This is a genomic window from Mesorhizobium sp. USDA 3734, assembly GCF_056279665.1.
The window spans coordinates 5883995-5897224 of sequence record NZ_JBWCCW010000001.1; the positions used below are offsets into that span (position 1 = coordinate 5883995).

Annotated in this window: 11 protein-coding genes; 3 read left to right on the plus strand and 8 right to left on the minus strand. The window is 63.9% G+C overall.

Going from position 1 to position 13230, the window contains the following annotated elements:
- Positions 1–79: 79 nt before the first annotated feature.
- Genes ACZ89F_RS28180 through ACZ89F_RS28190 form a run of 3 tightly spaced genes read left to right on the plus strand, consistent with a single transcriptional unit; the run spans position 80 to position 5390 of the window.
- A complete protein-coding gene (locus tag ACZ89F_RS28180) occupies positions 80–1219 on the plus strand; it encodes an efflux RND transporter periplasmic adaptor subunit (protein WP_476095262.1) in 1140 nt (379 codons plus the stop codon).
- On the plus strand, positions 1216–2295 hold the full coding sequence (locus tag ACZ89F_RS28185) for an efflux RND transporter periplasmic adaptor subunit (RefSeq protein WP_476095263.1): 1080 nt from the start codon (positions 1216–1218) through the stop codon (positions 2293–2295). Before ACZ89F_RS28180 ends, ACZ89F_RS28185 begins: the two co-directional genes overlap by 4 nt.
- Positions 2292–5390, plus strand: coding sequence for an efflux RND transporter permease subunit (locus tag ACZ89F_RS28190; protein ID WP_476095264.1), 3099 nt, complete (start codon positions 2292–2294; stop codon positions 5388–5390). The genes ACZ89F_RS28185 and ACZ89F_RS28190 overlap by 4 nt, the downstream gene beginning before the upstream one ends.
- 12 nt (positions 5391–5402) lie before the next feature.
- Here ACZ89F_RS28190 and ACZ89F_RS28195 read toward each other — a convergent pair whose 3' ends face one another.
- The 8 genes from ACZ89F_RS28195 to recR all read right to left on the minus strand — a co-directional run bounded on the left by ACZ89F_RS28195 (position 5403) and on the right by recR (position 13152).
- Positions 5403–5717: a hypothetical protein gene (locus ACZ89F_RS28195; protein ID WP_476095265.1), complete on the minus strand. Its 315-nt coding sequence runs from the start codon at positions 5715–5717 to the stop codon at positions 5403–5405.
- 45 nt (positions 5718–5762) lie between these two features.
- A complete protein-coding gene (locus ACZ89F_RS28200; RefSeq protein WP_476095266.1) occupies positions 5763–6512 on the minus strand; it encodes an ABC transporter ATP-binding protein in 750 nt (249 codons plus the stop codon).
- Positions 6509–7342: an ABC transporter ATP-binding protein gene (locus tag ACZ89F_RS28205; protein ID WP_476095267.1), complete on the minus strand. Its 834-nt coding sequence runs from the start codon at positions 7340–7342 to the stop codon at positions 6509–6511. The genes ACZ89F_RS28200 and ACZ89F_RS28205 overlap by 4 nt, the downstream gene beginning before the upstream one ends.
- Before the next feature lie 26 nt (positions 7343–7368).
- Entirely contained in the window at positions 7369–8289 is a 921-nt protein-coding gene (gene nikC, locus ACZ89F_RS28210) for a nickel transporter permease (RefSeq protein ID WP_476095268.1), read from the minus strand.
- Entirely contained in the window at positions 8286–9353 is a 1068-nt protein-coding gene (locus ACZ89F_RS28215) for an ABC transporter permease (RefSeq protein WP_476095269.1), read from the minus strand. The genes nikC and ACZ89F_RS28215 overlap by 4 nt, the downstream gene beginning before the upstream one ends.
- A gap of 18 nt (positions 9354–9371) precedes the next feature.
- Positions 9372–11015, minus strand: a complete 1644-nt coding sequence (locus ACZ89F_RS28220; protein WP_476095270.1) for an ABC transporter substrate-binding protein — start codon at positions 11013–11015, stop codon at positions 9372–9374.
- Positions 11016–11270: 255 nt separating this feature from the next.
- Positions 11271–12464, minus strand: coding sequence for a lytic murein transglycosylase (locus ACZ89F_RS28225; protein ID WP_476097415.1), 1194 nt, complete (start codon positions 12462–12464; stop codon positions 11271–11273).
- 82 nt (positions 12465–12546) lie between these two features.
- On the minus strand, positions 12547–13152 hold the full coding sequence (gene recR / locus ACZ89F_RS28230) for a recombination mediator RecR (RefSeq protein WP_352556315.1): 606 nt from the start codon (positions 13150–13152) through the stop codon (positions 12547–12549).
- Positions 13153–13230: the final 78 nt, after the last annotated feature.

Below are 13230 nucleotides of genomic sequence, written 5' to 3' on the forward strand. Positions count from 1 at the left end.
CCTTTTCCAAGGGATCGATTATCTTCAAGATGTCCGCGAGGTATCGCGATCAGCGAGCGGCCTACGGCTGGGGGAGCCCATGAGCAGGAACGCGACATCGTCCGTCTCGCCGCCATCGGTCAAAACCTCCAGCCTTTTGTCTTTTCCAACCGCCCCGGCGCTTTTCGCCTGCACGGCTGCCCTTCTGCTGACCGGTTGCCAGAAGCAGGAAGCGGCAGCAAAGAAACTGCCCATCATGGTGCGTACTGAAACCGTGGCGATGGCCGACTATGCGCCGAGAACCTCGCTGACCGGGGTGATCGCGGCCCGCACGCTGAACAATCTGTCGTTCCGGGTCGGTGGCCGCGTCGCGGAGCGGCTCGTCGATGTCGGCCAACATGTCGACCCAGGTGCGGTGCTTGCCCGCATCGACCCGCAGGAGCAGGAATCCGATCTGCGCTCCGCACAGGCCGATCTCGACGCAGCACAAGCGCAACTGACCCAGTCCGCCGCTGCCTTCGAGCGGCAGAAGACACTGCTTGCCCAGGGCTTCACCACCCGGCGCGACTATGACGCCGCCGATCAGGCGCTGAAGGTGGCGCAAGGCAGCCTCGATGCCGCGCAAAGTGCATTCTCCAATGCTCAGCAAAACCTCTCCTTCACCGAACTCAAGGCGGGGGCCGCGGGCGTGATCACGGCCCGCCAGGTCGAAGCCGGCCAGGTGGTGCAGGCGGCGCAAACCGTTTTCACCGTTGCCGAGGACGGTGATCGCGACGCGGTGTTCAACGTGCAGGAGACGCTGGTTGCCAAGACGCCAGCGTCCCCGGCGGTGACGATCACGCTGTTGTCCGATCCGCAAATCAGGGCGACGGGCAAGGTGCGCGAAATCTCGCCGGCGGTCGACCCGGCTTCGGGCTCGGTCCGGGTCAAGGTCGCCATTCCGGATACGCCCACCGGCATGCCGCTGGGAGCAGCCGTTATCGGCTCCGTCAGCGCCAGGCCGGCGAAGGCGATCCTGCTGCCCTGGCAGGCGCTGACGTCCAGCGCCGGCAAGCCGGCGGTCTGGATCGTCGACCCATCGACCAAGGCAGTGACGGTGATGCCGGTCGAGGTGCTGGCGTTCGACTCGGGCACGGTCGTGATCGCCAGCGGGCTGAACGAAGGCCAAAGCGTCGTCACCGCAGGCGGACAGTTGCTCAGCCCCGGACAGACGATCGAAATATCGGGAGCTGGCCAATGAGCCGGCTGCCACGCATCCTGCTCGGCGTGCTTATGCTCGGCGCGCTCGCGTCCTGCTCGAAGTCCGATGAAAAGCCACCCGAGATTATCCGGCCGGTGCTGTCGGTCGTGGTCGAGCCGCGCACCACGCAGACTTTCGGCTTTGCCGGCTCTGTCGAACCGCGGGTCAGCGCCGATCTTGCCTTCCGCCTGCTTGGCCGAGTCGTCTCGCGCGACGTCAATGTCGGCGATATCGTCAGCAAAGGCACGACGATCGCAGCGCTCGACCCGACCGCGCTGGAGCTGGCCGTCCAAGCGGCCAAGGCCGAGCTCTCCAATGCCGAGGCGCAGTTCGCCAACGCCGCCGCCAGCGAGGAGCGCCAGCGCCAGCTGCTCGCCTCCGCCAACACATCGCAGGCCGTCTTCGATGCCGCGCAGCAGGCAAGGAAAGCGGCGGAAGCGAGTGTCGAACGGGCCAAGGCTTCGCTGGCCAAGTCACAGGAACAGCTGGGTTACGCTCGCCTGTTTTCGGATTTCGACGGCGTTGTCACCGCCGTCGGTGCCGAGGTTGGCCAGACGGTTTCGCCCGGCCAGACGGTTGTCACCGTAGCGCGCTCCGACCTGCGCGAGGCGGTGGTCGACATTCCCGACCAATTGACCGGCGACCTCGCGGCCGGCACGCCGTTCCAGGTCATCCTGCAATCGCTGCCGACGATCCAGACAGAGGCGAAGCTGCGCGAGATCGCGCCGCAGTCCGAGGGTTCGACCCGCACGCGGCGCGTCAAGCTGACGTTGACCGATCCGCCGCAGGCCTTCAGGCTCGGCTCGACGGTGACGGCGACCCGCATGACCAAGGTTGTGCCGACGATCGAGCTGCCCATGTCGGCGCTGCTCGAAAAGGATGGTTCCGAAAAAGTGTGGATCGTCGACCCGCAGACATCGAGTGTGAGCACGCGCGACATCAAGGTCGCGTCGAAGAATGGCGGCACGTTCACGGTGGCCGGAGGGCTTGAAGCCGGCATGCGCGTGGTCACGGCGGGCGTCCACAGCCTGAGCGAAGGTCAGAAGGTGAAAGTGCCCGAGGGAGGGGCCTCATGAAGGGCTTCAATCTCTCCGACTGGGCGCTCAACCACCGCTCCCTGGTCTGGTACTTCATGCTGGTCTTCGTCGTGGCCGGCGTGTTCTCCTATCTCAACCTCGGCCGCGAGGAAGACCCGGCCTTCACCATCAAGACGATGATCATCCAAGCCAACTGGCCCGGAGCCTCAGTCAACGAGACGCTGCGTCAGGTGACCGACCGCATCGAGAAGAAGCTCGAGGAGCTCGACAGCCTCGATTACACCAAATCGGTCACCACCGCCGGCCAGACCGTCATCTTCGTCAACCTGAAGGATACCACCAAGGCGCGCGATGTCGTGCCGAACTGGATTCAGGTGCGCAACATGGTCAACGATATCAAGGCGCAGTTCCCGCAAGGCGTGCAGGGACCGTTCTTCAACGACCGCTTCGGCGACGTCTACGGCAACATCTATGCCTTCACGTCGGACGGGCTGACGCCGCGCCAGCTGCGCGACTATGTCGAGGATGTCCGGACAAAAATCCTGACCGTACCGAATGCCGGCAAGGTGGATCTGGTCGGCGCCCAGGACGAGGCGATCTATCTCGAATTCTCGACCCGCCAGATCGCGGCCCTTGGCCTCAACCAGCAAGCGATTGTCGCCAGCCTGCAGGCGCAGAACGCGATCACGCCGTCCGGCGTCATCCAGTCCGGCCCTGAGCGCATCAGCGTTCGTGTCGGCGGCCAGTTCACCTCCGAGGACAGCCTTCGCGCCATCAATCTGCGCGTCAATGACCGCTTCTTCCGGCTGAGCGACGTGGCGACGATCACGCGCGGCTATGTCGATCCGCCGGCGGCGCTGTTCCGCTTCAACGGCCAGGATGCGATCGGCCTCGCCATCGGCATGAAACCCAACGCCAATCTGCTCAAATTCGGCGAGGCGCTGCACCAGGAGATGAACAAGGTGCTGGCCGACCTGCCGGTCGGCGTCGGCGTGCATCTGGTCGCCGACCAGCCGGTCATCGTCGAGGAGGCGGTCTCGGGCTTTACGCGCGCGCTGTTCGAGGCGGTCGCCATCGTGCTCGCCGTCTCCTTCATCAGCCTCGGCATGCGCGCCGGCTTCGTCGTGGCGCTGTCGATCCCGCTGGTGCTGGCCATCACCTTCACCGTCATGGAATATCTCGGGATATCGTTGCAGCGTATTTCGCTCGGCGCGCTGATCATCGCGCTCGGCCTTCTGGTCGACGACGCCATGATCGCGGTGGAGATGATGGTGGCGCGGCTGGAGGTCGGCGACAACCTGCGCAAGGCGGCGACCTATGTCTACACCTCGACCGCCTTCCCAATGCTGACCGGCACGCTGGTGACGGTCGCCGGCTTCATCCCGATCGGCCTCAACAACAGTGCGGCCGGCGAATACACCTTCACCCTGTTCGTCGTCATCGCCGTTTCGCTGCTGGTGTCATGGATCGTGGCGGTGCTGTTCGCGCCGCTGCTTGGCGTCACCATCCTGCCGGCAACGATGAAGACGAAACATCACGACCAGCCTGGCCGCCTCACCTCGCTGTTCAGGCGCGTGCTTGTCGGCTCGGTGCGCCATCATTGGCTGACCATCATCGCCACGGTGCTGTTGTTTGCCGCCTCGATCGCCGGCTTCGGCCTGGTACAGCAGCAGTTTTTTCCACCATCCGATCGGCCAGAGCTGATCGTCGACTGGAACCTGCCGCAGAATTCCTCGATCGCCGAGACGCGCGAGCAGATGGAGCGGTTCGAGCAGCGGGCGCTAGTCGGCAATCCCGACATCGACCATTTCTCGTCCTATATCGGCCAGGGCGCGGTGCGTTTCGTGCTGGCTTATGACGTGCAGCCGGCCAACCCCTATTTCGGCCAGACCGTTATCGTCACCAAGAGCATCGAGGCTCGCAACCGGGTGAAGCCTGCACTGGAGAAACTGCTGCGCGAGGAATTCGTCGGCACCGACGCCTTCGTCAAGCCGCTTGAGCTCGGACCGCCGGTCGGCCGTCCGGTGCAATATCGTGTCGGCGGTCCCGACATCCAGACGGTGCGCGGGCTGGCGCAGCAATTCGCCGGTATCATTTCCACCAACCCCAAGCTTGCCGCGCCGACCTTCGACTGGAACGAGCCGCAACGCGTGCTGAGGGTCGACGTGCTGCAAGACAAGGCACGCCAGCTTGGCATCACCTCTTCCGACATCGCCAGCGCGCTCAACAGCACCGTCGGCGGCGCTACCATCACGCAAGTGCGTGACGCCACCTACCTGATCAATGTCGTGGCTCGCTCGCGCGGGGCCGAACGCGGCTCGATCGAAACCTTGCAGAACATGCAGCTGCCGACCAGCACCGGCGAGGCCATTCCTCTCGCCGCCGTCGCCAACTTCCGCTACGATCTGGAGCAACCGACAGTGTGGCGGCGCGACCGCATTCCGACGATCACCGTTCGGGCCGGCCTGGTCGGCGACGTGCTGCCGGCCACGGTCGTCAACGAACTGAAGCCATCGGTCGATGCCTTCACCGCCCAGCTGCCGCCGGGCTATTCGATCGAGACCGCCGGCTCGGTCGAGGAGAGTGGCAAAAGCCAGGGACCGATCGCGGCCGTGGTGCCGTTGATGCTGTTCGTCATGGCAACGATCCTGATGGTGCAGTTGCAAAGCTTCCAGCGCCTGTTCCTGGTGGTGGCGGTGGCGCCGCTCGGCCTGATCGGCGTGGTGGCGGCCCTGGTGCCGAGCGGGGCGCCGCTTGGGTTCGTCGCCATTCTCGGCGTGCTGGCGCTGATCGGCATCCTGATCCGCAACTCGGTCATCCTGATCGTGCAGATCGAGGACCTCGTCGCCGAAGGCAAGGACCGGTGGGCGGCCGTCATCGAAGCGACCGAACACCGTATGCGGCCGATTGCGCTGACGGCCGCCGCCGCCAGCCTGGCGCTGATCCCGATCGCCCGCGAAGTGTTCTGGGGGCCGATGGCCTACGCCATGATGGGCGGCATCATTGCCGGCACGGCGATCACGCTGCTGTTCCTGCCGGCGCTTTATGTCGCCTGGTTCAGGATCAAGGAGCCGAAGGGCCGGGAAGAGCCCCCCGTTCTGGAGAACGGCGAACTGGCGCAAGGCTCAACTTAAGGCTTTGCCGGATCATTCGTTGTCGTTGGAGGGTACAGGGTGCGACCTGGCTCGTTGCCACGGCGACGATTTTGAGGTGCGCCAGGCATGCCAGCCTTCTGGCAAGTCGGCCAACGCCAGGATGGTTTCGTCCCGCTGCACAACGTTCTGCAAGCTGACGATCAAGATATCGCCTTCGTCAACAGGTCCCGTTTCGCTGTTGTGGAATTGCCAACTGCCGTCGTCATTGTCATGCGAGACGTATGCAATCCAGTCGCCACGGGTAACTATGCCCCTATCCACAAACACCGCGACATTGGGCGGATCCGCAAACTTCCATTCCTCCATGGGAATTCCCCAAGACGGTTGTTCGGCGCAAAAGAAGAAACGAATTCAAGCGGTTCTCACAAACCCGTCGCTGGCCCGCAACAGATTGCGCGTATAGTCCTTGGTCACGCGGCGCTCAACGAGATCGGCCGCCGTCAGATTCTCCACCGCCTCACCGCTTTGCATCACCATCAGCCGTTCGCACATATGGGTGATGATGGCGAGGTCGTGACTGACCATCAGGAAGGTCAGCTTGCGCCGCCGGCGGATCTCTTCCAGAAGGTTGAGCACCTCCGCCTGCACCGAGGCGTCGAGCGCCGAGGTCGGCTCGTCGAGCAGCAGGATCGACGGTTCGAGGATCAAGGCACGCGCGATGGCCACGCGCTGGCGTTGGCCGCCCGACAATTGGTGCGAGTAGCGGAAGCGAAAGCCGTTTCCCAGCCCGACTTCGTCGAGCGCCCGCTGGATGCGCTTTTCGCCATCGGCAAAGCCGTGGATGGCAAGCGGCTCCTGCAGCAGGCGGTCGACGGTCTGGCGCGGGTGCAGCGAGCCGTACGGATCCTGGAAGACCATCTGCACTTCGCGATAGAAGGCCTTGTCGCGGCGCGCGCCGAGCGTCTTGCCATTGACGGTGATGCTGCCCGAAGCGACCGGCGCAAGGCCGGCGATGGCCCTGAGCAGCGTCGATTTGCCGGAGCCGGATTCGCCGACTAGGCCAAAGGATTCGCCCGGCTGCACGTCGAGGCTGACACCCTTCAGCGCGCGAAAACGGTCGAAGATGACTTCCAGACTGTCGACGGCAATCGCAGAAGTCATGCCGCCCACTCCGGCTTGCGGTCGAGCACCGGCAGCGGGTGGCGGTCGGCGCCGATCTTGGGCATGCAATTGAGCAGGCCGCGTGTGTAGGGATGCTGGGCACGGCCGAGTTCGGACGCCTTGAGCTGCTCGACCACCTTGCCGGCATACATGACGATGACGCGGTCGCAGAAGGACGAGACCAGGCGCAGATCGTGAGAGATGAAGATCAACCCCATGCCGCGCTCGCTGACCAGCCTGTCTAAAATGCCGAGCACATCGAGCTGCACGGTGACATCGAGCGCTGAGGTCGGCTCGTCGGCAATCATCATTTCCGGCCCGGCGATCAGCATCATGGCGATCATGGCGCGCTGGCCCATGCCGCCGGACACTTCATGGGGATGCAGGTCGAAGACGCGGGCGGGATCGCGGATCTGCACCGCCTCCAGCATCGCCAGTGCGCGGTCGCGCGCCTCGGCCTTGCTGACTTTCTCATGCGTGCGCAGCGTCTCGACGATCTGGCGGCCGATGCTCATTACAGGGTCGAGCGAGTATTTCGGATCCTGCAGGATCATGGCGATGCGTTTGCCGCGCAGCTTCCGGCGTTCGCGCGGCGAGACGCTGAGCAGGTCGATACCGTCGAAGGCGAGCTTGTTGGCCGATATCCGGGCCTGCGGCGGCGTCAGCCCCATGATGGCACGGCCGGTCTGCGATTTGCCGGAGCCGGACTCGCCGACGATGCCGAGCCGCTCGCGGCCGAGCGAGAAGGAGACGCCGCGCACTGCCTCGATCAACCCGGTGCGGGTCGGGAAAGTAACGCGCAGATCGTCGACATCGAGCAGCGTGCTCATTGACCGCTGCTCGTTGGGATCACCACTCATTGGTCACCGCTGCGGGGATCGAGCGCGTCGCGCAGTCCGTCGCCGAGCAGATTGAAGCCGAGACTGACGATTAGGATGGCGAACCCCGGTGCACCGGCCACCCACCACTGATCGAGGACGAAGCGGCGGCCAGACGCGATCATCGTGCCCCATTCGGGCAGCGGCGGCTGCGCACCGAGGCCGAGGAAACCGAGCCCGGCGGCGGTCAGGATGATGCCGGCCATGTCGAGCGTCACCCGGATGATCAGCGAGGAGATGCACAGCGGCATGATGTGGCGCAGCACGATGCGGAAGGGCGAGGCGCCCATCAATTGCACGGCCTTGATGTAATCGGAGTTGCGCACCGTCAGCGTCTCTGCCCGCGCGATGCGGGCGTAAGGCGGCCATGAGGTGATGGCGATGGCGAGCACCGCATTCTCGATGCCGGGCCCGAGTGCGGCGACAAAGGCCAGCGCCAGGATCAGCTTGGGGAAGGCGAGGAAGATGTCGGTGATGCGCATCAGCATGGCATCGGTCCAGCCGCCGGCATAGCCGGCGACGGTGCCGACCAGAAGGCCGATGGGTGCGGCGATGATGGCCACTAGGATCACCACATAAAGCGTCCAGCGCGAGCCGTAGAGGATGCGCGAAAGGATATCGCGGCCGAGGTCGTCGGTGCCGAACCAGTGCTCGGCGCTCGGCGCCAGCAGACGTGCGTTCTTCAAGTCGCCGAATGTCGGCGAATAGGGCGCCAGCACCCCGGCAAGGGCGGCAACGACCAGCAGGGCGATGATGATGAGCAGGCCGAGAAACGCCAGACGGTTGGCGGAGAAGCGCCGCCACGCTACATAGGCGCGGCCGAGCCTTGCCTGCATGCGCGAGGCCGGCCGCTCGCTGAGCAGCCAATCGCGACGGCTCTGGATGGTCTCGACGCTCATGCGGACTTCGTCCTCGGATCGAGCACGCGGTAGAGCAGGTCGGAGAGAAGATTGATGGCGATGAAAACCGAGCCGATGACGATGGTGCCGCCGAGCACGGCATTCATGTCGGCGTTCTGCAGCGAGTTGGTGATGTAGAGGCCGATGCCCGGCCACGAGAAGACGGTTTCGGTGAGCACCGAGCCTTCGAGCAGCCCGGCATAGGAGAGCGCTATCACCGTCACCATCGGCACCGCCGCGTTGCGCAGCGCGTGGCCCCAGATGATGCGGGTTTCCGACAGGCCCTTGGCGCGCGCCGCGACGATGTATTCCTGCGTCAACTCGTTGAGCATGAACGAGCGCGTCATGCGGCTGATATAGGCAAGCGAGAAGTAGCCGAGCAGCGAGGCCGGCAAGATGATGTGGCGGAAGGCATCATAGAAAACATCCCACTGCCCCTGCCATAGCGAATCCAGCAGATAGAACCCGGTGATCGGCGTGAAGGTGTATTCGTAGACGACGTCGAGCCGGGCCGGGAAAGCGACCCATTGCAGCTTGGCGTAGAACAGCACCAGCGCCAGTAGGCCGAGCCAGAAGATCGGCACGGAATAGCCGATCAGGCCGATGACGCGCACGATCTGGTCGATGAGGCTGCCGCGCTTGACCGCCGCCAGCACGCCAAGCGGCACGCCGAACAGCGCACCGATCAGCGTTCCCAGCGTCGCCAGTTCCGTGGTGGCCGGAAGCGCGCGGCGAATGTCGGTCATGACCGGGTTGGTGGTCAGTACCGAGGTGCCGAAATTGCCGTTCAGCGCATTTTTCACATAGATGTAGAACTGCTCGATCAGCGGCAGGTCGAGGCCCATCTCGCGGCGCGTACGCTCGACGACATTGGCCGGCGCCCGGTCGCCGAGCACCGCCAGCACCGGATCGATCGGGATGACGCGGCCGATGAAGAAGGTGACCGCGAGCAGACCAAGATAGGTCGTGATCGCGATGACCAGGAAACGGCCAAGCGATGAGGCAATGGCGACGGCGCGCGCGCTGCCGCGCCCCGCCGCCACTTCTTTTTCAACCGCGCTCATGCGGCGTGTCCGCGAACACTATTCCTTGGACACCGGCCCGACGAAATTGCTGTCGAAGCTCGGGCCGAGCGCAAAACCCTTGAGGTTCTTGCGCAGGCCGGCGACTTCCAGTTGCTGGTGAATGACGACGAAGGGGCTGGTGTCGAGTATCTTCTTCTCGAGGTCCTTGTACATATCGGCGCGCTTGCCCGCATCCTTCTCGAGCAGCGCCGCTTCCGTCTGTTTGGTCAAGTCCGGAATGTCCCAGGCGTTGCGCCAGGCCAGCGTCTTGGTCTTGGCTGCATCCGAATTGTCCGGGTTCGAGGCAAAGGTCTGGGCGTTGGAGTTCGGATCGAAATAATCCTGACCCCACTGGCCGATATAGATATCGTGATTGCGGGCGCGATACTTGGTCAGCGTCTGCTTGCCGTCGCCGGGGATGATCTCGAGCTTGATACCGGCCTGGCCAAGCGTCTGCTGGATCGATTCGGCCATGCCGGTCGTCGGCTGGCCGGTGCGTACGTCCATGGTTACACTGAAGCCGTCGGGCAGACCCGCCTTGGCCAGCAGTTCCTTGGCCTTGGCGACGTCGAGCTTGAAGGGATTCTCGTCGAGTTCCCCGAGCACGCCCTTGGGCAGGAAGGTCTGGTGAATTTCGCCGATACCCTTGAGGATGGTCGAGCTCAAGGCATCATAGTCGACCAGATATTTGAACGCCTGGCGCACCTCCGGCTTGGCGAGGTTCGCGTTCTTCTGGTTGAGGCTGATGTAGTAGACCGTGCCCTTGGGCGCGCTGGTGGTGGTGAGGTCGGCGTTCTTGGCGATGGCGTCGAGATCGTTCGGCTCGAGATTGCGGGCAACGTCGATGTCGCCGGCTTCTAGCGCCAGGCGCTGGCCGGAGCTTTCCTTCATGTTGCGATAGATGACGCGGGCAAGCTTGGCCTTTTCGCCGTAGTAGTTGTCGTTGCGCTCGAGAACGACGGCCTCGTTGGCGCGCCATTCGCGCAGCTTGTAGACGCCGGAGCCGGCATAGCCGGTCTTCAGCCAGGCATTGCCGAAATCATTGTCCCATTTGTAGTCGGCGCTTGGTGTGACCGCGGCGATATGTTCCTTGACCACCTTGGCGTCGACCACCGAAGCGACCGTTGCCGACAGGCAGTTCAGCACGAAGCTCGGCGCATAGGCCTTGTCTACGGTGAACTGGAAGGTGCCGTCGTCGACCGCCTTGGCCTTTTCGGTGACGTTGTCGCCGCTGATGCCGAACTGGCCGATGATGAAGGCCGGGCTCTTGTCCAGCTTGATGACGCGCTCGAACGACCAGGCGACATCGGCCGCGGTGATCGGATTGCCGGAGGCGAATTTCAGGCCGGGCTTGAGCTTGAAGGTGTAGGTCAGGCCGTCGTCGGAGACAGTCCAACTCTCGGCGAGGTCGCCCTTGACCTTGGAGGTGTCGCTGAGGTCGAGACGGACCAGCAGATCATAGGTGTTGCCGGTGACCTCGGCGGTCGACAGCTCGAACGCCTCGCCTGGATCCATGGAGATGATGTCGTCGATCGCGAAACCTTCGACCAGCGTGTCGGCGGGCGTCACCGCGCCGGCTGGTGCGCCGGCCAGAAGCAGCGCGGACATGGCCGCACCCGCGAGCAAGAAGCGGGAGCGTAGAGCAAACTTTTCCATCATCATTGTGATTGTTCCCTTTTTTGTTGATCCCTGAGTTCCCGGCTCAGGATTGCAGTATTCTTTTCGAGGCCGACAACGGCCCTCTGCCCACTTACCGTCGTGGTTTTTGTCCAATTGGTCAACACCATATCCGGCGACCCGCAAGCCGGCAACGAGCATTTGCACGACGGCATATTCGACCAGAACGGCCAATAGCCTGTCGACGCATGCGCCGGCTAATCGATGCCGCCAATCGGGAAAAATCTGCTAATTTCGCGGCTACTTCAGCGCTGCGACCAGGCCGGCATCGGGGAAGCAGGTGGCGGCGCGGCCGTTCTTGGCTTGCCATGTGCCGATCGAACGGCGGGTCTTGAAGCCGGGCAGGCCATCGGCGCTGCCGACATCATAGCCCTTGGCTTCCAGCGCGCGCTGCAGGGCGGCGATGTCCGAACGGTGGAGCCCGCCGACCGCGCCCCAGCTGCCGGCAAAATTCTGATCGCCATGGGCGATGCGATCGGCGCCATGGCCAATGAACAGCGCATAGAGGTCGCTGGTGTTGTATTCCTTCAGCACGTAGAAATTCGGGGTGGCGATAAAGGCCGGGCCGCTGCGCCCGGCCGGCATCAGCAGAAATCCCTCGGCCTTCAGTTCACTCGCCGGAAACGGTTTGCCGCCAACGCGCTTGATGCCCATTGCCGCCCATTCGGAGATCTTCTTGCCCTGGTCCGGGCCTTCCAGCGAACAGGAAACACTTTCCGGCACGGTCACCTCGAAACCCCAGCCGCGGCCCTTCACCCAGCCATAATGGACGAGATAGTTGGCGATCGAGGCCAGCACGTCAGGCGTCGAGTTCCAGATGTCGACACGGCCGTCGCCGTCGAAATCGACGGCATGTTTCAGGAACGATGTCGGCATGAATTGCGGCTGGCCGAGCGCGCCGGCCCAGGACGATTTCATCGCGCCGACAGGGGCCAGCCCGCGCTCGACGATTTCGAGTGCAGCAAGCAGTTCGGTGCGGAAGAAATCCTTCTTGGTCGACATGAACGCCTTGGTGCCCAGCACCTCGAAAGCGTCGTAAGGCATCTTGGCCGCACCGAAGCCGGTCTCGCGGCCCCAGATCGCAAGCAGCACTTCGCCCGGCACGCCATAGCGCTTTTCGATGGCTGCAAGTGTCCTGGCATTGGTGGCTTCACGCGCGCGACCGCCTGCCGTCACCGCGCGAACCGTCTTCTCGGCGAAATAGGCGCCGGGCGAGCCGAATTCGGCCTGGTGCTGCTTCCGCGGCGTGGTCGCCTTCTCGCCCGGCTTGACCAGGTCGGGCAGCTTCAGGTTGGGCTTGATGCCGTCGAAGGCGGCATCGAAGGTTTTTTTGGAAATGCCTTTCGCCTTGGCCTGCGGCCAGAGGTCGCTCTGCAGCCAGGCGCGGAATTGGTCGTCGATCGTTGCAGCGGGGGCGGGAGTGGCCGAAACCATCACCGCAAAGACGAGGCAGACAAAGACACAGGCCGATTTCACAAAAGCAGGATTCATTTGCTTCTCCTGCCCGCCAATTGCGTCAAAACGCCGTCCGCGAGCGTAGCGCCGCGGCCAGCGTGCCCTCGTCGAGATAGTCGAGTTCGCCGCCGACCGGCACGCCATGCGCAAGGCGCGTCACCTTGATATCGAAGCCGGACAACTGGTCGGTGAGGTAATGCGCGGTCGTCTGACCCTCCACCGTCGCGTTGACGGCGAGGATGATCTCCTTGACCTCACCGCCGGCGACGCGATCGACCAGCGAGCGGATGTTGAGTTGGTCGGGGCCGACGCCGTCGAGCGGCGACAGCGTGCCGCCAAGCACGTGGTAGCGCACATTCATCGCCGCCGCCCGCTCCAGCGCCCACAGGTCTGAGACGTCCTCGACAACGATGATGGTGCCGGCATCACGGCGCGGATCGGTGCAGATCATGCAAGGGTCTGATGTATCGACATTGCCGCAGGTCGAGCAGATGCGCACCTTGTCGGCCGCCTCGGCCATGGCGGCGGCGAGCGGCGACAGCAGCTGTTCCTTCTTCTTGATCAGATGGAGTGCCGCACGCCTGGCCGAACGGGGACCCAACCCCGGCACCTTGGCCAGGAGCTGGATCAGGCGTTCGATCTCGGGACCGGCGATTCGCTTCGACATCGCTCTGATCTAGGATTTTTCAGAGCGCTTTGGAACATCCCGCATCCGCATGACCCGCCATATTGGCTTGGTGGACCA

Coding starts and splice junctions, on each gene's coding strand:
- ACZ89F_RS28180 (WP_476095262.1), top strand. CDS start 80: ATGAGCAGGAACGCGACATCGTCCGTCTCGCCGCCATCGGTCAAAACC.
- ACZ89F_RS28185 (WP_476095263.1), top strand. CDS start 1,216: ATGAGCCGGCTGCCACGCATCCTGCTCGGCGTGCTTATGCTCGGCGCG.
- ACZ89F_RS28190 (WP_476095264.1), top strand. CDS start 2,292: ATGAAGGGCTTCAATCTCTCCGACTGGGCGCTCAACCACCGCTCCCTG.
- ACZ89F_RS28195 (WP_476095265.1), bottom strand. CDS start 5,717: ATGGAGGAATGGAAGTTTGCGGATCCGCCCAATGTCGCGGTGTTTGTG.
- ACZ89F_RS28200 (WP_476095266.1), bottom strand. CDS start 6,512: ATGACTTCTGCGATTGCCGTCGACAGTCTGGAAGTCATCTTCGACCGT.
- ACZ89F_RS28205 (WP_476095267.1), bottom strand. CDS start 7,342: ATGAGCACGCTGCTCGATGTCGACGATCTGCGCGTTACTTTCCCGACC.
- nikC (WP_476095268.1), bottom strand. CDS start 8,289: ATGAGCGTCGAGACCATCCAGAGCCGTCGCGATTGGCTGCTCAGCGAG.
- ACZ89F_RS28215 (WP_476095269.1), bottom strand. CDS start 9,353: ATGAGCGCGGTTGAAAAAGAAGTGGCGGCGGGGCGCGGCAGCGCGCGC.
- ACZ89F_RS28220 (WP_476095270.1), bottom strand. CDS start 11,015: ATGATGATGGAAAAGTTTGCTCTACGCTCCCGCTTCTTGCTCGCGGGT.
- ACZ89F_RS28225 (WP_476097415.1), bottom strand. CDS start 12,464: ATGGTTTCGGCCACTCCCGCCCCCGCTGCAACGATCGACGACCAATTC.
- recR (WP_352556315.1), bottom strand. CDS start 13,152: ATGTCGAAGCGAATCGCCGGTCCCGAGATCGAACGCCTGATCCAGCTC.